General features: G+C 52.4%; 11 protein-coding genes. 2 read left to right on the top strand and 9 right to left on the bottom strand.

The genetic code is table 11. The features are described from left to right. Positions 1 to 22: 22 nt before the first annotated feature. On the top strand, positions 23 to 967 hold the full coding sequence (locus AC0LWT_RS09490) for a helix-turn-helix domain-containing protein (protein WP_474680980.1): 945 nt from the start codon (positions 23 to 25) through the stop codon (positions 965 to 967). Between the two features lie 316 nt (positions 968 to 1,283). Beyond that, positions 1,284 to 2,084 carry a helix-turn-helix domain-containing protein gene (locus AC0LWT_RS09485; protein WP_474680979.1) on the top strand — a complete coding sequence of 267 codons (801 nt, stop codon included), beginning with the start codon at positions 1,284 to 1,286 and terminating at the stop codon, positions 2,082 to 2,084. Here AC0LWT_RS09485 and AC0LWT_RS09480 read toward each other — a convergent pair. From AC0LWT_RS09480 to AC0LWT_RS09440, 9 genes are all read right to left on the bottom strand, one after another. Beyond that, a complete protein-coding gene (locus tag AC0LWT_RS09480) occupies positions 2,076 to 2,738 on the bottom strand; it encodes an HAD family hydrolase (RefSeq protein WP_474680978.1) in 663 nt (220 codons plus the stop codon). The genes AC0LWT_RS09485 and AC0LWT_RS09480 overlap by 9 nt on opposite strands. 35 nt (positions 2,739 to 2,773) lie before the next feature. Further along, positions 2,774 to 3,370 (bottom strand): DUF1349 domain-containing protein, encoded by a 597-nt coding sequence (locus tag AC0LWT_RS09475; RefSeq protein WP_474680977.1) that lies wholly within the window; start codon positions 3,368 to 3,370, stop codon positions 2,774 to 2,776. A gap of 25 nt (positions 3,371 to 3,395) precedes the next feature. Continuing rightward, complete coding sequence (locus AC0LWT_RS09470) at positions 3,396 to 4,664, bottom strand: MFS transporter (protein ID WP_474680976.1); 1,269 nt, start codon at positions 4,662 to 4,664, stop codon at positions 3,396 to 3,398. A gap of 10 nt (positions 4,665 to 4,674) precedes the next feature. Next, the gene (locus AC0LWT_RS09465; protein ID WP_474680975.1) at positions 4,675 to 5,706 is read right to left on the bottom strand and encodes a zinc-dependent alcohol dehydrogenase; all 1,032 of its coding nucleotides are present in this window, start codon (positions 5,704 to 5,706) and stop codon (positions 4,675 to 4,677) included. 16 nt (positions 5,707 to 5,722) lie between these two features. Beyond that, entirely contained in the window at positions 5,723 to 6,985 is a 1,263-nt protein-coding gene (locus tag AC0LWT_RS09460; RefSeq protein ID WP_474680974.1) for an aminotransferase class III-fold pyridoxal phosphate-dependent enzyme, read from the bottom strand. Positions 6,986 to 7,003: 18 nt separating this feature from the next. Next, on the bottom strand, positions 7,004 to 8,164 hold the full coding sequence (locus tag AC0LWT_RS09455) for a glycosyltransferase family 2 protein (protein WP_474680973.1): 1,161 nt from the start codon (positions 8,162 to 8,164) through the stop codon (positions 7,004 to 7,006). Positions 8,165 to 8,454: 290 nt separating this feature from the next. Then, positions 8,455 to 15,270: an amino acid adenylation domain-containing protein gene (locus AC0LWT_RS09450; protein WP_474680972.1), complete on the bottom strand. Its 6,816-nt coding sequence runs from the start codon at positions 15,268 to 15,270 to the stop codon at positions 8,455 to 8,457. Further along, on the bottom strand, positions 15,267 to 16,529 hold the full coding sequence (locus AC0LWT_RS09445) for a MupA/Atu3671 family FMN-dependent luciferase-like monooxygenase (protein ID WP_474680971.1): 1,263 nt from the start codon (positions 16,527 to 16,529) through the stop codon (positions 15,267 to 15,269). Before AC0LWT_RS09445 ends, AC0LWT_RS09450 begins: the two co-directional genes overlap by 4 nt. Before the next feature lie 19 nt (positions 16,530 to 16,548). Continuing rightward, complete coding sequence (locus tag AC0LWT_RS09440; protein WP_474680970.1) at positions 16,549 to 21,156, bottom strand: type I polyketide synthase; 4,608 nt, start codon at positions 21,154 to 21,156, stop codon at positions 16,549 to 16,551. Between the last annotated feature and the right edge of the window lie 4 nt (positions 21,157 to 21,160).

Genomic DNA, 21,160 nt, shown 5'->3' with positions numbered 1-21,160 from the left:
TTAATGGTAAAGGGGGTTGCGTATGGGGGAATATCCTATTCTGGAGAGCCGCTACATCTTTAAATCGAATATCCCGATTCAAACATCCTGCGGCAGAGAAACACCATTTCTATTGCGGCATCAGCACGATTTTGTTGAAATTGCTTATGTAGCTGAAGGTGATGGAATTCACTATATTGAGAATGAAAAACTGTTGGTTACAAAAGGAGACCTTTTCTTTATCCCTCCCGGTATACAGCATGTCTTCCAACCGTGTGATTTAACAGGACGGCGTTCCTTGCGTATCTGGAATTGTATGTACAGGCCGGAAATCTTTATAGTCCCTTCCGAACTGGTTCAACATGAATGGAAGGAAGATTACACCTTACTCAACAACCTTCACAAAGGAGCAACCTGGCTGGCTTTCCGGGAAGTATCGGAGGAAATCGCATACTTTCTTCAAACCATGCATCGAGAGAAATACTCGCAAAATCCTTACGTTAGAATAAAGCTTTTTGCGTTGCTTCTCAATCTGTTATCCTCTTTGTCTTCCTCAACCAGCACTGTGGATTTCAATAAATCCAGTGAAGCGGATTACCCTATACACATTGCTGTGGAGTATATGGCTTCTCATTACAAAAGGCCCATGTCAGTTAGCGAGATCAGTCATGCAGTTGCTATGAGTCCGCGACATTTCCAGCGCTTGTTCAAGATCGCCACAGGTCGTTCCTTTATCAAAATGCTTCAAGATATACGAATCGTCAATAGCATCTGGCTTCTTTTATTAACGGATCGTAGCGTTCAATCTATTGCAGAGGATGTGGGGATTTACGACATGAAGCACTTCTACCGTCTGTTCCAGGATCGCAATGGGATGACACCGGCGGCATTGCGGTTTCAGAACTATAACCAGTACTCTGTTACGGAATGGGGATCCGGTAACGACAAAGCATCTTTTCAATCCGTTTTGTCTATTTGGCGGCAATAGCCATAGACCGCTTGCGGTGAGCATGTTCCGCCCCACATCATCCCTTATTGCTTTCAGTTCCATGATGACCTTCGCATTGACGTCCCCCCTAACAATACACCCTCCAATTCCGCATTTGAATAGAGTCTCACATTCTATCAAGATGAAAGAAACGGATGTAATGGTAATCTGCGCCATTATTTCCTTTAAATCGTCGTTAATGGGCAAATCCAAATTACAGTGCGAAACAATCAATTGAAATATTAACATAGACAGGTAATAATTATCATCATATAGAGACCTTTCATTTGAAACTGAAAGGAGAGCAGTATTTGGAATGACCCACCTTCCTGTATACATCACCGGCAGCGGGAGAACAGGCGTGGTCGAACAGCTTTCGTCCATTAACGATAGATCGGATTATACTTTACTCCAATGCGAAAGCGGAGCCGGGCAGATTATCCTTTCCGATCGAACGATCCAGCTTGAGGAAGGCATGCTGCTGCTCTACCCGCCGCGGACTGCGCTGCGAATCGAAACATTGCGAAACTCCTGGCAGAGCAAATGGTTCTCATTCAATGGATTTGAATTATCCGGCATCATGAAAACGCTTCAGCTCGAAGAGGCATTCGTCTTGCCTTTACAAGACGGGATCATCAAGATTCTGTTTGATGAAATTATACTGAACCTGAATTCGCAATGGCAGGATCTGAAATTCGAGAACTCCGCGCTGCTGTACACGTTGCTGGTTAAAGTATGGAAGAGCCGCTCTCTTCCTAAGCCCGAACGGCGGGGGAACAAGGAGAACAAGCTCGAAACCGCAGTTCTGCTGATGTATGACAGATATTCCGAGAATTTGCCGCTGTCTGAGCTGGCTGAGTATATTGAAACGAGCGAGCAGCATTTGAACAGACTGTTTCGCAAGAGGTATGGCATGACCGCCACTCATTTTCTGACCAGACTTCGCCTCCTGAAGGCCAAGGAAATTCTCGCCTCGAAAGCGAAAATGACCTGCAACGAAGTAGCCGCGGCGGTCGGTTTTAACAGCCCCAGTTATTTCGGCGCCATATTCAAAAAATATGAAGCATGCACCCCGCAGCAATACCGGGAGCGCATGCTTCAAATGAACTTATGCTGAATCCGGCCGCTTGCCGGACAGCGCGGTAAAATCAAACGACAACAGCGAATCGAGCCGCTGCTCGCAAGTGTCGAAGAGCAGTTCGCGCGTCACATCGTTCGGCACGATCATGCAACGAATTCCCGCCGCATTGGCGGCTTTCAGGCCATTCGGCGAATCCTCGAAGGCAATGGCTTCGGCCGCTGCCGCACCAAGCTTCGCCAGTGCCGTCACATACAGCTCGGGGTCGGGCTTTACGCGTGTGACGTCGTCTGAAGTGACGACCGCATCGAAAAATTGCAGCAGGCCGAACTCCTGCAAGTAGCCCTGCACCCATTTTCGCGTCGAGCTCGATGCGACGGCTGTTTTGAGCCCGCGCGCCTTCGCCTCGCGCAATATTTCAGTGACGCCCGGACGAAGCTGCGCATTTTGCATATGCACCGCGTATTTTTGTTCGGACCTTTGCTCGATCAGCCCGCGGTCGATCTGCCGCCCTGCATGAGTTTCAAGATAGTCGAACGGGTTGAACTCATCAAAGGAGGTTCCGACATTTTTGCTCCACAGTGTTAAAGGGAGATCGAGCCCGTGCTCTTCGTAAATTTCTTTAAAGGCGTAGTACCAAGGCGTTTCGGTATCCAGCAGCAATCCGTCGAAGTCAAATATGGCCGCTTTCATGTCCAGTCCCTCCACTCAGCTTCATATCGGCACATCTAAAAGCGGCTGTCCGCGTTAGGCGTCGTTACGTGCAAATAGTCAAAATGGACCCGGCAGCCTGTTCCCTTCGGGGATTGCGCCACGACGCCCGCCACGATGTCGGAAGGCAAATTCATCCCGAAATACCGGATCAGCCTCCACTCCTCCCCGTCCGGCGAATAATGGAAAGAGATGCACGACCCCGCTTTCGTAATGCGCAAATAAGGGTTATCGACCGTAACACGCTCCGAATTGCAATCATCCGAGGAGCCGTCCCGCGTGACGACAGAAACAATCGTGGGATACTCGCCGTTGAATTCGAAGCAAAGCTTGGCCCAATTGGCATGATCCGCCATCAGCATTAAGCAGCCCGAATCATACATATGCCGCATGTCTACCTGAAGCCGCGTTGTCAGTTCGAATGACGATCCGACCGGGAAATGCAGATACGGCGCTGAGCTTACTACATGTTTGCCGGCCGGGTCCTGAAAGAAATCCGCCGAAGGCGGGGCTTCGACCATCAATCTCCCTTCTTCGGTGTACGCCCAATGCTCGGGCGGATTCATCCAGGTCAATGACTTCCTGGCCTCGGCATGAAACAGATTGTTGTTCATATTCATCTCCATTTAAGTTTGTATTTTATTGCCTGTGTATGGATTCGTTTTCCATCTTGAATTTTCCTGCCGCCGTCTTAAAATGAGCCGATGACAAAAAGAAAGCGGTCACGAGCAGCAGTAGATACAAAACGAAAATACAAACAAATAACAGCGTCGGTTTGTAGTTATAGAGAAGCCCGGAAAAATAACCCCATGGTATGGCAATCAGCGACATGACCGTCTGTACAGCGGAGAACATGTCCGCCTTGTCGTGCGAACCGAGCCGATTCATCAGCAATGCGTCCCTGTAAGTTTGCAGCATGAAGGTTCCCGCAGCCAGAATCATGATGACGATGAACAGCATCGGCATACTGCCTGCAGGAATGAACAGAAACAGCAGAGAACCCGCCGTGCAGAGCACAATAGAAAACGAAAGATGGGATTCTTGAGAGCGTTCCTTCATTTTGGGGATCAGCACCGCATACAGGACAATAATCGTCAATGCCGTAATAAACGGTATGAGCGATATCGGCCGGTTGCCGAAACCAAGCTGTTCCTGCAGATAAATCACCTGAAAAAAGTTTAGCTGCAAAATAATGTTGGAAACGATCGTAATCACAACAATCGGGAACAGCCTCCGGCTGCGGAACGATTTGCCGAACAGATGCAAGCTGTCTTTCAGTCCGCCCCAGATGGACATTCGGCTGTGCGCCTCCATTAACGCCCTGCCCGCTTCCGTCTCGTGGGTCAGGCGGTTTCGCACGAAGAACAGGACGGTCATGCTGATGCCGCCGGCGATATATACGATTCTGAGCGTCGGCATAATGCCGTAGCTGGCTATGATGGCGCCCGCAATCGGAGTCAGCACCCCGGCTGCGGTTATAATCATATTCATAATGCCAAACACGAGCGGACGCTGCTTCTCCTCCAAATCTTCAATGATGAGACAATTGAAGGAAACCGTAACGAACTTGGATGTGGCATTAAGCAAATAAGCGATCATAAACATCCAGAAATCGTTGGAAAAAGCCCAAATAAACATGGGAACGCTCCACGACAGCAAATCGAATACGAGTGTCGTGCGCTTCCTGCCCATCTTGTTGGTCACCGTTCCGGCCAGCAGTTGGAAGATGAAAGCGAAATACAAGTTGATGGAGTTAATGATGCCGATCTCGATCTCGTTTAAGCCCGCCCCCTTCATATAAAGGGGGGCGTAGAACAGCACAATCGTACCGGGAATCGCCCATAAAGGCTCCAGCCAGATCGAAACTCGCGGGTTATCGGGAAGCTGACGGAATTGGGAAAATTTCATAGATCCCTGCCTAGCACAGGAGAACGGTTTTGACCGAGCTCATGGGGCGAGGCTCTCCCGTATGCAGATCGTAACCGATCGTTTCATTAAATGCCTGCTCGTAATTGTCAAGTTTCTCTTTGGCCGTTACCATCCGTTCAAGCTCCGGCATACTACGGGCAAACTGCAGGGCCATACTGATAATTTGATGATTGGCCACATTGCCGATCACATTGATGCCGTTATTAATGAAATCCGTCGGCTTGATCGCGACTTCATACCCGTCATCGTAACCCATAGGTATAATACGTCCCCCCTTGCCTATATATTCCAGCGCCATGTGCAGCTGATTGCCAACTGCATCCACGACAATATCGAATTTGCGGTTATTGTTCATGGCCAGCACCTTCTCGACGGTCAGTTCATCGGGAGCGAACACATGGTCCGCAATGGTGCGCGCGAACCGGCGGCGGTATTCGTTCGGTTCCGTCCCTACTGTCAGACGCGCCAACCGCTTGCTGACAAGCTGGCAGAGCGAGCCGATCGCGCCCGATCCGAGCACCAGCACGGCGTCATCCGGCTTGATGCCGGCTTTGAGGAACGTATTGAGCACGCATCCGAGCGGTTCGATCAACATGGCCGTTTCCCAGCTCATGGAATCGGGAATTTTGTATGCATATTTTTCATCACCGACATAGTACTCCGCGAACGTGCCGTGAGTCGTCATCCCTACCTGATGATCCTCAAAATTTTCGCAATAGCAGTGCTGGCCTTGGCGGCAGTAGGAGCAAATGCCGCAGGATTGGGTCGGATCGACGAGGACCCGATCGCCGACACGCAGACTGCGGACCCGGTCGCCGACTTCCACGACTGTGCCTACGCCTTCATGGCCGATAATCGTACCGGTATTGGCGAAAATTTTACCTTTTACGACGTTTAAGTCCGTGCCGCATATGCCGGAACCGAAAATTTTAATTTTTACTTGCGTAGGAGATTGAATGACGGGCTCGTCCATTTCCATCAATTTGACCTTCTTATGATCCGCATAAACGATCGCTTTCATTAGGATTAAACCTCCATTATAAGATAAGCTGACTTTCATTCTTGCTCCATGCATGAAGCGCTTCCACTGCCGACCGCTCAATATAGGAAAGCTCCTCTTCCGTGTGGCTGTCGGAAAAGATAAAATAGCCTTTCGTAAAGATGCCTGCTCCGGCAAGCGATTTGACCAGAAATTCGCGGAACGGATCGCGGTAAAAATCGTCCGAGCGTTTATGACGTATGCAAAAACTCGCGTAAGTTCCTTTCAATTCCAGCTGGTCTTCAAGCCCGGCTTCGATCAGACTCGTCCGCATGCGCCCCATCATCTGCACGGCACGTTCCCGCCAGCTCGGCCATACCGGAACCTGCTCCATTAATTGCTCGCACGCTATAGCCGCAGCCAATGCAATCGTCTCGCCGGCATGCGCTGTACTGAACTTGACTTGCGTGCTGAGATCGAGCAGCTCTCTACTGCCCAAAAGAGCGGAGAGCGGCAGTCCGTTCGCCATCCCTTTGGATATGCAGAGCAGATCGGGCCACACATCAAATTCCCCTGCGGTCGCCTGCTTGCCCATGCGAATGCCGGACGTCACCTCGTCGAAAATAACGATGATTCCGCGCGCCTTGCTAACCTGCACAATTTCCCGCAGCGGCTCCGGCTCCCATTCGTTAGGACAAAGGACGATGCAGGCCATGTCCTCCTCATACCCCTTCAATTGCTCGACGATTTGCGCCGAGCTGCAGCCGCCGGCCCACACGGTGGTGTCCTCGACGGAAGCCGGAATGCCGAGCTTCCCGGCCTGCCGATCGTAGTAGCCGTAGGCCGACCAATCATGCCAACCGTGATACGCAGTCGTCATCACTTTCGCCCGGCCTGTATGGGCTCTGGCGATGCGGGCGGCGCCGCTAACCGCGTCTGCGCCGTTTTTGCCGAACCGGAGCGCGTCGTATCGGCCGCCGAATCGCCGAAGAATGAGCTTCGCAGCCGTCAGCTCCAGGTCCGCCGCTGTAGAAAAGCTTGTCCCTTTGCTCAATTGGCGCATCACGGCAACGTTAATTTCCTGCCGGGCATGCCCCCACGAGGCTGTTCCCATCGCCATTTCGCAATCAAGCCATTCGTTGCCGTCTATATCGACGAACCGGGAGCCCTTTGCTTCGGCGCAGCATATCGCGGTATGGCCGGGAAACAGCCGCTGCGGCGTCTTGGCCAGCGTGCTGGTACCGCCTGGAATGATCGCCGATACCTCTTCAAGCCACTGCAGGCTCTTGTGAAACTTTGCATGCTTAACATGAGTTTCCATATGTTTCACCACCCGCTTCTAGCGAACTTTCGTTCCGGGCCAGCAGCTTTGATAGATCCGATCAACCGAGACTACGTTGCCGTACAAATCCACGATCAGATCGTCTCCGCGATTGGCATGGCGCATTTCAATCCAGTACCTGTTTTCCAGCAGTCTCGTAAAATTGTCGACAAGATACATGAATTTTGCCGGGGAATGAACCAAATCCCTGCCCAGCACCTGCGGCAGCCAGATCGCTCCGTTAGAGTTGAACCGATTGGAATAGTCGTGAACTTCGGAAAGGGCGAACAGATTCGCTTCTCTCAGCTGTTCCCAGAACGTCTCGGCATCGCTTCGCACTTCAGCCAAATCGATGCCAACATAAGCAATATTTGATCTGGGGCCGACCGCTCCGAGAACATGTTCTTTCAATTTGGCAAAGGTGTAGTCCCACAGATCGGTTTCAATGTGATTACCCCATTTTTTCCAGAAACGGGCCAGGTTGTTTTTGCGGTTGAAATTGCGGTGAATGCCGCTGCTACGCTCCCAATGATAGGCATGAACGGCCGGATTAATGACGGTGCTGTAGCCCGCTGCCCGCGCTCTCATTTGGTAGTCGAAATCCTCGTAGCCGTTGAAAAACTTCTCGTCCAGAAACCCGACTTTCTCATAGACTTCCCTTTTCATCGAAAACATCGCAAATACGACAAGCTGAACCGGGAAAGTTTCCCGCGGAATGTCCTCTATAGTGGCGTTCAAGAACAGGTGACGTCCGATCGTGTCGGCAAACGTGATCCCGCAATGTTGAATGCCGCCGGTTTGAGGATAAAGCAGCACACCGCCGGCCATTCCGATCGAAGGGCTGCTGTTCAACGTCTCCTCAAGCATGTCCTGCCAGCTGCGGTTCAAAATAATGTCCGAATCCAGAAAATGAATGAAGGAACCTTCAACGATCCTCAAAGCTTCATTGATCGAATAGGCGCATCCCTTCGGATGGTCATGGCGAATAATTTCAATCTTTACGGAAGCCGGCGCTTCGTTTTGCAGTTTTTCCAGATGCTGCTGGACATTTTGCCCGGAGCCGTCATTAATAAAAATAATTTGGGTTTCCGGAACAACGGTTCTCATCAAAGAATCGGTAAACAAGTTCAAAATGTTATAGTCCTGGTTAACGGGCACAACGACAGAATGCTTCATCATGAATTTCCTCCTTTATTTTGGGCGTACCGGAACTGATACCGACTGACAGCTGTCCGATGTGATGTCACTGCTTCGCGATCTTTCCACCTTCCTCTCAGCAATCCATCCAACTCTATCGACCTGAAGATGGTTACGAATAGGTCAGTTGGAATCTATTACCATTCTATTTTTTCGTCCCCCCCTTGTAAATCTCAACATCTGAACCTTATCAAAATATGAACCTTTCGCTGGTTCCGGAAACAAAAAAGAAAGCCGCAGCTGATGCGCGGCTTTCGATGTGCGTTTGGATGCTAGAAATGGAAATCGATGGTCTGGCTCATATTCACGGCGTTGTCTGACAGATCAAACTCTTCCAGTTTGGAATGCGGATTTTCAACGAGCATGTGCAGCAGCGCTGTAAAGTCCTTCATCATGCGGTCAATCGTCGTTGGCTTATACAATTTCGCGTTGTACTCGAGGTGGCAGCACAGATATTCTTCTTTTTCAACCGCATATAGGCAAAGATCGCACACGGCGAGGTTATGCGCTGCAGAATGGATTTCATAGGAAAATGGCGGCTTCATTTGTTCATATTTCCGCCGCACAAACATGGCTTGTATAAGCGGAATGAGGCTTTCTTCGGAAATGACCCCAAGCTTTTCCGCAAGCACTTCAAAAGGGATGTCCTGATGCAAAGAAGCATTCAAATTCGACTCTTTTACCTCCTGCAAGTAGGCAAAAAACGGTTTGTGATCCTCCGGAAAATGGCGCAGCGCTCGTGTGTTTTCCCGATGAACCGCCGGTTTGCGGTCCGGGAACGGCGCGGCTTCGACAGGCATGCCGATTATAATGTCCGATTGTCCGCTATATTGAGACAGCAGGATCGTATAGGCAGCAAGAAGAACCGTGTGCACGGTGTTGCCGCTTTGCCCGGCCAAAATCCTGAGTCCCTCTGTCAATGAAGGCTCGATCATAAATTCGGCGGCATCCCTCCCCTTTTCTGCCAGAGGCGCGACGGACCGGGGATAACCCAGCGGCAGATCCAATACGGGCCACTCGCCGGCCAATCTATCCAACCAGAATTTCTCCTGCTTTCTCCAGGAGCTTCGATGCGGATGATGCAGATCATCGATGCGGATATGAGGATTTTCCGAAATTCGCTGCAAAATTTGAATGAAGGCATCGTTCAACGTTTCTACAGCTTCTTTACCATAAACCGCAGCATTGTAGTTATACTCCAGGGTCAATGAATGCGCAGGCGAAATGATCAGGACAAAGTCATATTTGACCTCTTCGCTAAAACGGGCGTTGTCGAAATTCCATTCGCGCTGCTCGCCCTTCATCCCTTCCCATTGCGAAGCAGGGAAATTGATGAAATTGATGATATGAGTGATTAGCGGTTGATTGGGAACACTTCTCGCCTGAATTTCGTAAAGCGGGTACGTTTCGAATTCGCCGGATGCCAGCGCGAGCTGCTGGGTACGCTTCATCGCATCGCTAAAGCGCTCGTCCCCATCGCAGGCGAAGCGTACGGGAATCGTATTGATAAACATGCCGAGCATGGAATCGATTCCTTTGACTTCCGCCGATCTTCCGGATACGACGGAGCCGAATACGACATCCCGGCAAAAGTTATGATTTTGCAGCAGAACGCCCCAAGCGGTTTGGATCAATGAATGAACGGTGACTTGATGCTGCTTGGCTGTATCGTGAAGCGAATCGCTCAGTTCTGTTTGCAGCGCGCAGACCAGGTTTTCGGCCTGATACTCTTTCACAGTTCCCGGCGGGTTCGCTTTCATCGGCATCGTCCGGGAATGGAACCCTTTCAAATAGTCGGTCCAATAATTCGCGGCCGCCTCAACGTCCTGTCGTTCCAGCCAGGCCATATATTCGCTGTAGGGCGCCGCAGGAGGCAAGGCCGGCTGCCGGCCGCTCGCCAGCTCGCGATAGCTGTCGAACACTTCGTTCGTCATCATGGGAAAACACCAGCCGTCCAAGACGATATGGTGGAAGCTCCAGATAAAGCGGTAAGCCTGGTCCTCCGTTTGCAAAATCGCAACCCGCATGAACGAATCCCGGTAAAAGTTAAAATCCCGCGCTTTATCTTTTTGTCTGAATGCCTCCATATAAGCAATTTGCTCCGCCCGGCTCCGATCCCGCAAATCCTCGTAGTGGAACTCGCAGGATTTCTTCTTGAATACGACTTGCAGATGCTCGTCCTTCCAACCATTATACAGATTTGTCCGCAGAGCCTGATGCCGCTGCATAAGCAAATTCAAGCTCTTTTGAAAAAGTGGAACATCAAGGTCCTGAAGCAGATCAAAGGTAGCTTGTTGAAAATACGCCCGGGACTCGGGGACCAGCAGACATTGAAATAATATCCCTTTTTGCATGGAGGTCAGCCCGAAAACATGTTCAATCTCCCCGATGTCTGACGTGCTCGCTGCAAGCTGTTCCAGGTCTTCCAGCTCCATGCCCTTAACAAGTACATCGCTTGGCGTAAGCACTGTCCGCTTCTGAGCGATGCAATGGGCAATAATTTGCTGCAAACTCGATTTGATTCGTTCGGCGAACAGCTCCATCGTGCTTTGGCGGTAAGCCTTGCCGTTAAAATCGACGGCAATCTTCAGTACATCGCCGGAGACAAAACAATGGATGCCGATCAGATGGTTCAGCTTCGCACTGCCGCTTATGTTTTCGCCGCCGGATAGAGGCGATAGCTGCAACAGTTCGTTTTTTTCCAGCTCCATTTGGCCCGAATAGGAAAAGACGATTTCCGGATCGGTCTGAAAACGGCCTGCATCCGTCTGCTTTGCCTTTGCCAAATATCTGGAAAGCCCGTAACCGATTCCTTCATGCGGAATATGCCGCCTGCTTTCTTTCACGTTAATGATTTGCCGGGATATCGGCATATCCGACCCGGTTTGCAGCAAATACGGATGCATACTTGTCAACCAGCCTACCGTAAGCGTAACATCCAGATCCGGTTGAACCGGTTTCCTGCCGTGGCTTTCCAGGCCGACGAGCACCTGCTTCATGCCTGTCCACTCGCCCATAGCCATACCGAGCGCGGCGAGCAGCAAATCCTGCATTTCCGTATTGTAAGCGTGATGCGCCTGTTTCAGCAGCTGCTCGGTTTCCCGCTCCGGCAATATCGCCGTCACCGTGCGGATTTCTGCAACCTTCATCCCGGTTTCTTCAGGATGATCTTTTGGCAGCGCCTGCACTTCCGCTTGTTCGATTTGCTGCCAATAAGGCCATTCTTTTTCGATTGCGGGACTGTTGGCATATTGGGCCAATGCTTCGGTCCATCGGAGAAACGAATTTGTTTTGGCGGGCAGGCGGATGGGCAGATTTTTTGCCGCTTGTTCGTAAGCCATCGCAAAATGAGCCAAAAGAATGCGCCAAGACGTTCCATCTACCGCCAGATGATGAATGCATATGAACAAATGATCGCCATCCGGACAGCGGAATAAAGCTGATTTTATGAAAGGGCCGTCGGACAGATCGAAGCTTCTTTGGATTTCGCGGGTCTTCGCCTCAACCTCTGCCTGAAAGTCCTGGACCGAAGTGAAATCATACATACTCAGACTCAGCAGTTCTTCCGTTTCTTTCATACTGCGATTATATAAAGACAATCCATTCCCGGTGGGGCGCAGCACCAATCGCAAAGCGTCATGATGCTCGACAAGCTTGCTAAACGTCTGCCGAAGCGCCGTTTGATCAAAGCCGTGCGGTTGGTAAAGCATGACGGTTTGATTGAAATGATGCGGCTCCGCCAGGCCAAGCTCCAAAAACCAGTGCTGGATGGGCGTCAGCCCGCATTCCCCTGTCACTTCCCCCTGCTCCGCCATGTGACTGGCCGTTTGAACGTACGGGCTTAATGAAGCGATAGTCGGGTTTTGAAACAGATCCTTCATCTCCACCTTGTATCCTGCATGGAAAAGCTTGGAGAACAGCTGAATGGCTTTGATGGAGTCTCCACCCAAATCAAAAAAGCTGTCGTAAATCCCGACCGTTCGGGCGGCGAGAACCTCTTGCCAGATGGAGACAAGCGCCTGCTCCAAAACCGTACGAGGACCGGCATACCGCGTCTCGGGACGGTGGCTGGCTTCCGGCGCCGGCAAAGCTTTGCGGTCGATTTTGCCGCTTGGACCCAGCGGCATCCGCTCCAACTGCATGAAGTGGGCCGGCACCATGTAGTTGGGCAGCGCCTGCGACAACGCGGTTCTCAGCTCGCTTGCGCTGATCTCCTTATCCGCCACGAAGTAGGCGCACAGCCGCTTTTGTCCCGCGGCGTCCTCGCAAGCCGTCACAGCCGCTTCCCGCACAGCGTCGACCTTCAAAAGCTGCGCCTCCACTTCGCCCAGCTCGATCCGGTACCCGCGAATTTTAACCTGGTGATCGAGCCGTCCCAGAAACTCGATACTGCCGTCCGGCAGCCATCGCGCCAGATCGCCCGTTCGGTACATTCGCTTGCCTGGCGCAAAGGGACAAAGAACGAACTTCTCGGCGGTTAGCTCAGGCCGGTTGAAATAGCCCCTGGCCACCCCTTCTCCCGAGATGCACAGTTCGCCGGGCACGCCGATCGGCTGCAATCGCAATGAACGGTCTACGATCCATGCCTGCAAGCCGTCAAACGGTTTGCCGATCGGAACGGAAGCCGATGTGCCTTGTCCCGCTCCGGTAGCGTACCGTGTTGCATATACCGTCGTTTCGGTAGGCCCGTATATATTTTCCAATTTAACATTCCATGGCAGCTTGTGATGTTCGTCCGCCAATGCAGGAGGCAAAGCTTCACCGCAAGAGAAAATGTACTTTAACGCCCGGAATCTGGAACAATCGGTCATTTGCAGCACTTTCAAAACCGGACTATACATGGAAGGGACGAAATTTACATGCGTGATGTTCTCCTCCTCAAGCACCTTGAGCAAAGAAACCGGGTCCTTCTCCTGACCTTGCGGCAAAATAACAAGCTTGCCATTGCCAAAAAACCATCCGAACAGCTCCGACACCGAAACATCGAACGTATACGTCGTTTTGAAGAGAATAGCATCCTCCGCCAAAAGCGGGTATTCCCGCTCCATCCGGGTTAACAGGTGAACAACAGATCGGTGCTCGACCATAACGCCTTTCGGTTTCCCGGTCGATCCCGACGTATAAATCAAATAAGCAACATCGTTTGGCGCAGCTGTCTGCTCCAGATCGGACGCTTCCTGATCGAACAATGCGGGATCGTTCAGATTCAACAGCTGACCGTCAAAGGCGGCGCGATCCTGCAAACGCTCCTGGATCAGCAGCAGCCTCGCCCCGGAGTCTTCCAAAATAAAACGGATGCGCTCCTGCGGATACTCCGGATCGATCGGCACGTACGCGCCGCCGGCTTTCAGAATGGCGTAAATGCCGATCACCATTTCCAGGGAGCGTTCCGCCATAACCGCTACCCTCTCCCCGGGGCCGGTCCCTTTGGCCCGAAGCGTTCGGGCAAGACGATTGGCTCGTTCGTTTAATTCCCGGTACGTCAGCTCGCCCCCTTCAAAGCGAATGGCCGTCCGATCGGGCATCCGTGCCGCTTGTTCCTCAAACTTGCGATGAAGGCAGGCGTTTGTCAAATCGCAAGGGTCGCTTGCCGCGTTCCACTCGACCGCGATTTGCCTGTACTCCTCATCTGTCAACATCGTCAACTCGGACAGCGTTTGATGGGGATTTTCCGCGATGCTGCCAAGCAATTGATACCAATGGCCGGCCATACGCTCCATCGTATCACGGCGAAAAAGTTCTGTCGGATATTCAAGAAAGCCGGTCAAGCCTTTCGCAGTTTCTGCAACTCCAATCGTAATATCGTACTTGGCGGTTCCTCCATCGATATCCTCTTGCTCCACCTCCATCCCCGCGATAGCGGATGTGCCGGTTTTTTCATTCGGCGTATCGACATACACGAAAACGGCTTGCACCAGCGGATTGCGGCTGGGGTCATGGGGAATGCGCAGCTCGTCAAGCAGCAATCCGACAGGCAGCTCCTGATGATTGAAAACTTCCTTCAGCGTTTCCCTCACCTGATGCAGCAATTCCATGACCGTCATGTCGTCGGACATGTTGGCGCGAAGCGTTCCCATGGTCAAAAAATAGCCCATCACTCTTTCCAGCTCGGGAAGATTGCGGTTCGCAATAGGGGTTCCGACCAAAAGATCGGACTGTCCCGTATAACGGTATAACAGGATGTAAAATGCGGTCAAAATGATCATAAAGTTAGTCGCCTGTTCTTGCTGAGCAATCGCCTTCAGACGATCGAACACTTCGGTTGGCGTATGAATGAACACCCGCTCTCCCAGATAGTTCATGGCCGGAGGTCTCGGATAGTCCGTTTGAATGTCCAAAATGTACGAGCAGTCCTTCAGTTGTTCTTTCCAAAACTGCAGCAGCTTTTCTTTCTTCGTTCCTTGCAAATCTTTCCGCTGCCATTCCGCATAATCCGCATATTGAATCGGCGGTTCTGGAAGGCTGACGCGTTCTCCTCTCACATAAGCCGAATAATGAACAGCCATTTCTTCGAAAAATATCGAAAGCGTAATCAAATCGTTCACAATATGATGAACCGTCAATACCAGCTTTGCTTCCGTATCCGATAAGTAGAACAACTTAAAACGAACCAGCGGTCCTTCGTCCAGAACGAATACGCGCTGTACTTCTTCTCTCATCAGCTTTTGCACAACGGATTCTTTCAAATGCTCCGGCGTCTCCCGCAAGTCCACGATCGGCACCGTTAAACGCAGTTCAGGCATCACATATTGCAGCGGTTCCACGGGATCGAAAATAGTTCTCCACCCTTCGTGCCTGGCAAGAACCGCATTGATCGCTTCCACCAGCCATTCATAATGGATCGTTCCGGTTATTCGCCCTACTCCGTAAACGTTGTACGTATACGAATCCGGATGGAGCCGGTTCATAAACCACAGCCGCTCCTGGTCGTACGACAACGGACTCGCCCCTGTATGATTTCTTCTCGGAATGGTAGAACCTATCATACTGTTCAGTATGGAATCCATCTGCCTCGCCTTCAGCTTCTTTTCGAGCAAAGCCCGCTGTTCAGGCGTTAACAAATGAATGCGATCCGTTAAGCTTTTCATCTCATCGGCTCCTTTGTTTGAACAAATGTTTGCCGCAGCTCGGTTATATGCTGCATCGTCCTCATCACGATTTCCCGGCTAACGCCAAAGTCCATCAGACAGGCAATCTCCTGCACATCCATATCCCTGTAAATCCGCAAAAGATTCTCGCACTTTTCCTTCGTGCCAAGAAGCGCGCTGAAATGAAAATAAGATTCGAACGCTTGCTTGACGATGGCATCCAGATCCGCAGCAGTCATCGTATCGTACAATGCCGAGATGTTCTTTTGCTGCCGCAAAAACGTCTTCAAATATTCCTTTAACGGTTGTTCCACCAGCCGCCGCACTTCCTCGTTGCTTTCACCGAGGCAAGTATGCAGCATCACCGCCACTTTACGGGAGCCGGGATCGTATCCGTTCGCTGCAAGCATCTCGCGGTATTTCGCAATTTTTTCCTCCAGCTCCCCAAAGTTATTGCCCATAAATCCCGTTAAAATGTTAGCTCCTATTTCAGCCGCGTGCCGATAAGATTCCTCGCTTCCGTTGGTGGCAATCCATATCGTCAGCTCCTTTTGGATCGGGCGAGGCAGGGTTCGAATTTCCCGGATGGTTCCGAACATGTCCGTAAACGGAGCGGCGTCTCCTCTCCACAAAGCTTGTACCGTTCGAATCGACCGGAACATTTCATCTTTACGCTGCTCGTAATAGTCGGGCGATTGTACGGGGGCAAGCAAAAAATCGGCCGGGTGCCAGCCGGATGCGAAGGAAACCGCTGCACGCCCGTTGGACAAGTTGTCTACAACCGACCACTCCTCCGCAAATCTGATCGGATGATGCAGCGGAAGCACGACGCTTCCCGCCCTCAACTCGATCCGTTCGGTCACTGCTGCCAGAGCGGCGCTAAGAACGGACGGATTCGGGTACAATCCCCCGAAATCCTCGAAATGCCGCTCAGGCGTCCACACCGCCGGGAAGCCGTGCCGGTCCGCAAACTTGGCGCATTCCATCAGCATGCCGTATTTGTCCGGTTCTACCGTCGAGCCGTCGCCGGAGAAAAAGAAAATGCTGAAATCCATCGTTGCTCCTTCTCTGCGGCGCTTCGGTACAAAAGGAACCGCATGGTCTGCCGATTGCGATACCCGTTCGTTTGCCTGATCGGCATTGGCATTGTCCGTAGCCAAAAACGTTTCAAGCTCTTTTCCCTGAATCTTCATCCGCTGTTCCAGCAGTTTTCGCTGCTGAGGGGTCAAGGCTTCCAGCCTTTGCCGCAGTTCGCTCATCCCGGATTTCTCCTCTCTGTTATGCATTGCTGCCGAGAAGTTGGATCAGCTCATCGGGGTGCAGCTCCTCAACTTCGCTCAGCAACCGTTCAAATTCATCCAGCTCCTCTTGACTCACCTGCCTGGCTTCAATGGATTGTGCGAGCTGTTCTATCGTCGGCGCTTCGAAGAGGACATCCATCGGAATGTCACCGTGAAATGTTTGACGAAGACGCGCGACCAGTTGAATGGAGACAAGAGAGTTGCCTCCCAAATCAAAGAAGCTTTGCCGGATGCCGATGTTCGTCAGACCGAACAATGTTTCCCAAATGTCCGCAATCTTCTTTTCCGTTTCGGTGCGGGGCGCCGCATATTCAGCGCCGCTCTCCGTCCCGGCAGCTTGAGGCATACCCGACGGAGATGCCAACCATTCCTGCCGGATGTCCGTTACATTTTGCTTGGACACAATCACTTGACTGAAATCTCCCGCTGCGATTTGTTTCACGGCATCGATGCCTTCCGCTATGGAAAAGCCATGTTCCTGAAGCATCCGTTGAAGCTGTTCCTTGAATATATCAGGCAAATTCCCCTGTTTTTCGAGCCAGCCGTCCTCTTGCCACATGTTCCAATTAATCGAGGCGGCTTGTACCCCTTGTTGGGTCAAATAGGTCGCGAACAAATCCGTCAGTTGATTCGCCGCACACCCATTCATCTGGCCAACCCCGCCCGTAAGCGACATTCCGCTCGAAAACAGCAGCACCCAATCGAGATTCCGCCGCTCCGGCAAGATGGACGCCAAACGAAACAGGCTCATCGCCGGCGGAAGGAGAAGACGGCCTGACGTTTCTCTGTTTTGCAATTGAATGAGACCCGGTTCAACAACGTCGGGAATGAACAGCACGCCTCTAATTGAGCCCAAAGTTTGCTCTTCCTGCCGGATCCGCTCTTTTAGGGCGGCTTCGTTGCACCAATCCACGCCTATGTATCGCAGCTTGGAGCGGCCATGCCGTTCCATCTCGCGAATCCGCCTGAACGCGACCGGTGTCTCTGCTTCGATTTCCCCCATAACGATAAAAGCCGCATTCGTCGACTGCATCAATGCCTCGCACATGCTCAGGCCAAGGCCGCTCGTTGCCCCTGCGATCACATAGACGCCTTCCTCATGGAACATCTGCGGTGATGCATCGCTTTGCGGAAGGGCTATGCTTTCAATCCCTTGAACAAATCGGCTGTTTCCGCGGTAGACCACGTTGAATTCGGACGATTCGTGCGCGATTTCACGCGACAGCCGCTCGATCAGCCGTTTGCTGCGCGCAGGACTGAGGTCGCTCTGGTCCACATCGATGATCCGCGTGTTGAGCTGTCCGTATTCCAGCGGGATTACGCGCAAAATGCCGAGCACCGCAGCCCGTTCGGGCATCCGTATTTGCTCATGGGCGACGCTGTACAGGTTGCCGGTTAAAACGATGATTTCGATCGGTTCTGCGGCTGCCGCCATGCCGATTCCTTGTACGATATGCATCAAACTGTAGAGCCCCATCTGCTGGGCGGTTTCAAATTGCTCCGCATCCCACTCGCCGCTGCCGGCTTCCCGTACATCCAGATTCCAAAAATGAATCAGCTTCCGCGGGAGTTTCCCTTCGGATGACAGTTCCGCAAAGAGCTTCTCGTAAGCAAGACGGTCCTTGGGATCTATGGCAAACATGTCATCTTCGATTCGCCTATACGTATCTCCCTGCAGCACGGTGATCACCGTATGCCCTTCTGCCTTAAGATGCAGCCGGAATTGCTCGGCAATGCCTTGAAGATCGTGAAACAATAGATAGGTATGGAGGCTGCCGTTATGATTTTGCGGCCGTTCGGGCAAGGAAGGAATGACGGACTGCTTCCACATCGGAGCGTAAAACCAGCCCGCCGAATGTGTCCCGGCTTCCTGCGATACGGAAGTCCTGGATGAGGAATGATCCCGCATGTCGTTTGCCAGCAGCGTTTTGCGGTCGAAGGCATAAGTAGGAAGCGGGATAACCCGATGAGAGAGCCCGCCATACAGCAAAGTCATATCGATCTGGGCTCCATGCCGCCACAGCTCACCCATTGCCCGCAGTGCGCTGGCAAAGGCGCACGAATCCGATCCCGCGGTCGGCAGCGTATTGACCGCAGCCATTCGAGACAGCCGCCCGGAGGCGAAATGCTGCCTGACCAGCGTAGTCAGCGCCTGACCCGGACCTGCCTCCACAAAAACGGCAGCGCCTTTTTGTTGAAGCATCAGGTCGATTCCGTCGCTGAAACGGACGGTTTTCCGAATATGATTCACCCAGTATAGCGGGTCTTTTGCTTGCTCGGCCGTAATCCAAGTTCCGCTAACATTGGATACATACGGAATCAGCGGCTCGCGCAGGCGGATGCGGCGCACAACAGCCTCGAAGCGGGCCAGCATCGGCTCCATCATGGCAGAGTGATAAGCGTTGGAGGTGACCAACTTTTTGCTTGATATGGTTTTCAACGCTAACGCTTTTTCGAACGCTTCGATGTCTTCAAACGAGCCTGAAACGACGCAGGAACCGGGACTGTTCACGGCTGCAACGTCAAGATTCCATGCATGATCCGCCAAGCTCGCGCGCAGTTCCGCTTCGGGCAGACTCACTGCCAGCATGGCTCCGGGGGGCATCTCTTGCATGAGCATTCCCCGCACTGCGACAAGGTGCAAAGCGTCCTCAAGCGACAGGACTCCAGCCAGGCATGCCGCCACATACTCGCCGACGCTGTGGCCGATCATCGCCTGCGGACGAACGCCCCAAGCCTCCATCTGCTTCGCCATCGCATACTCGGTGACGAACAATGCGGGTTGTGCCATCGCTGTCCGGCTCAGGCTGGCGCTTGCTTCTTCCGGCTTGCCGCCGTCCGCGGGATAGAGCAGCTGCCGGAGATCCAAGCCAAGCTGAGGCTCCAGGAGCTCGGCGCATCGATCGACCGTTTCCCGAAAAACTTGCGCTTTTCCGTTCGGAACCTCCTGATCGTACAACATTTTTCCCATATTTACATACTGCGACCCTTGCCCCGAAAACATGAAGAAAACCGCCGGCGGCTGAGAAGAAGCGGGATCCGGGAACGGCTCGTGCAGCGCCTCTTCAAAATGACGAACCGCCTCTTCCGCCGTATTGGCGGACACCGCCAAACGGAGAGCAAAAGGCTCTTTGCGAGCAAGCGTATACGCGATATCGGATAAGGATGCTTCAGGAGCGGATTGAAGGTAGTCCATGAGGTTTACCGTATTCCGTTTCAATGAGACTGCGGATTTGGCGGAGATGGCGAGAAGCTGCGGAGCACCCGTCCGCTCGCCGGGAAGTTCCGCATGCCTTGAAGCCGCGGCAAGGGGCGCCTCTTCAACAATGACATGAGCGTTCGTTCCCCCGATGCCGAAAGAGCTTACACCGGCGCGGCGCGGGTGTTCTTTTAGAGGCCATGCGGAGAGTTCGCTATTAACGAAAAACGGACTATCGTCGAAATCGATTTTCGGATTCGGCATCGTATAATGTACATTCGGCGGGATTAGTCCATGCTGGACGGACAGCACGGCTTTGATCAATCCGGCAATTCCTGCGCCGCTGTCGAGATGGCCGATATTCGTTTTGACGGACCCGAGCGCACAATATTGTTTTTTCTTTGTGTAGGCGCGGTAGGCATCGGTCAAGGCGGCCACTTCAATCGGGTCTCCGAGCGGCGTTCCCGTGCCGTGGGCTTCCACATAACCGATCGTTTCCGGGTCGATGTCGGAGACGGCAAGCGCATCCATGATCACTTCGGCTTGTCTTGTCACGCTCGGTGCCGTGAAACCGATTTTATCGCCGCCGTCATTGTTGACGGCACTTCCCAGAATGACAGCGAGGATAGGATCGCCCTCTTTCACCGCATCCGCCAGCCGCTTTAGCAGCACGACACCGCCGCCGTTGCCGATGACCGTTCCTTCCGCAGCCGCGTCGAAAGCCCGGCAATGACCGTCCGGAGAATGAATGCCGCCTTCCTGGTAATAGGTGCCCTCTGTCTGCTCCGCCCGAATCGACAAACCTCCTGCAAGCGCCATATCGCACTCATAAGTAAGCAGCGCCTGACAAGCCATGTGGACAGCTACAAGGGAACTGGAGCAAGCCGTTTGCACCGTAACGCTGGGGCCGTTCAAATTTAATTTATAGGAAACCCGAGTGGCAAAAAATTCGGTCGAATTCCCAAGCATGATCGGAAATTGTCCAAGATGCTCGACCAGATTTCCATCGCTCATAACATGATGAATGTACTCCGATTGGCTGCATCCGGCATAGACGCCTACCCGGGCAGGAACGGATGCCGGCCGGTAGCCTGCGGATTCCAGAGCTTCGTATGCGCATTCCAAAAAAATGCGCTGCTGCGGGTCGGTAATCTCGGCTTCCCGGGGCGTCATCCCGAAAAAGTCCGCATCGAAATCGGCATAATCCGCGACGATCCCGGCGGCGTTGACCCGACTCGGCTCCGGCTCCTTGAAAAAAGTAATCGATTCCGTTCCGTTTCGCAAATTGTTCCAATAGCTCTTGAGGTCCGACGCTCCGGGAAATCTTCCGGCCATCCCGATCACCGCAACGCCCCGGTAATTCGTATCCTCCTGATTGGTTGTCATGATC

The sequence above is a fragment of the Paenibacillus sp. sgz302164 genome (assembly GCF_056120505.1).
Note: the sequence above shows the minus strand (reverse complement) of the source record. Positions and strands in the feature narration are given on the sequence as shown.

Coding starts and splice junctions, on each gene's coding strand:
- AC0LWT_RS09455 (WP_474680973.1), bottom strand. CDS start 8,164: ATGATGAAGCATTCTGTCGTTGTGCCCGTTAACCAGGACTATAACATT.
- AC0LWT_RS09440 (WP_474680970.1), bottom strand. CDS start 21,156: ATGACAACCAATCAGGAGGATACGAATTACCGGGGCGTTGCGGTGATC.
- AC0LWT_RS09480 (WP_474680978.1), bottom strand. CDS start 2,738: ATGAAAGCGGCCATATTTGACTTCGACGGATTGCTGCTGGATACCGAA.
- AC0LWT_RS09470 (WP_474680976.1), bottom strand. CDS start 4,664: ATGAAATTTTCCCAATTCCGTCAGCTTCCCGATAACCCGCGAGTTTCG.
- AC0LWT_RS09460 (WP_474680974.1), bottom strand. CDS start 6,985: ATGGAAACTCATGTTAAGCATGCAAAGTTTCACAAGAGCCTGCAGTGG.
- AC0LWT_RS09465 (WP_474680975.1), bottom strand. CDS start 5,706: ATGAAAGCGATCGTTTATGCGGATCATAAGAAGGTCAAATTGATGGAA.
- AC0LWT_RS09490 (WP_474680980.1), top strand. CDS start 23: ATGGGGGAATATCCTATTCTGGAGAGCCGCTACATCTTTAAATCGAAT.
- AC0LWT_RS09445 (WP_474680971.1), bottom strand. CDS start 16,529: ATGAGCGAACTGCGGCAAAGGCTGGAAGCCTTGACCCCTCAGCAGCGA.
- AC0LWT_RS09475 (WP_474680977.1), bottom strand. CDS start 3,370: ATGAACAACAATCTGTTTCATGCCGAGGCCAGGAAGTCATTGACCTGG.
- AC0LWT_RS09450 (WP_474680972.1), bottom strand. CDS start 15,270: ATGAAAAGCTTAACGGATCGCATTCATTTGTTAACGCCTGAACAGCGG.
- AC0LWT_RS09485 (WP_474680979.1), top strand. CDS start 1,284: ATGACCCACCTTCCTGTATACATCACCGGCAGCGGGAGAACAGGCGTG.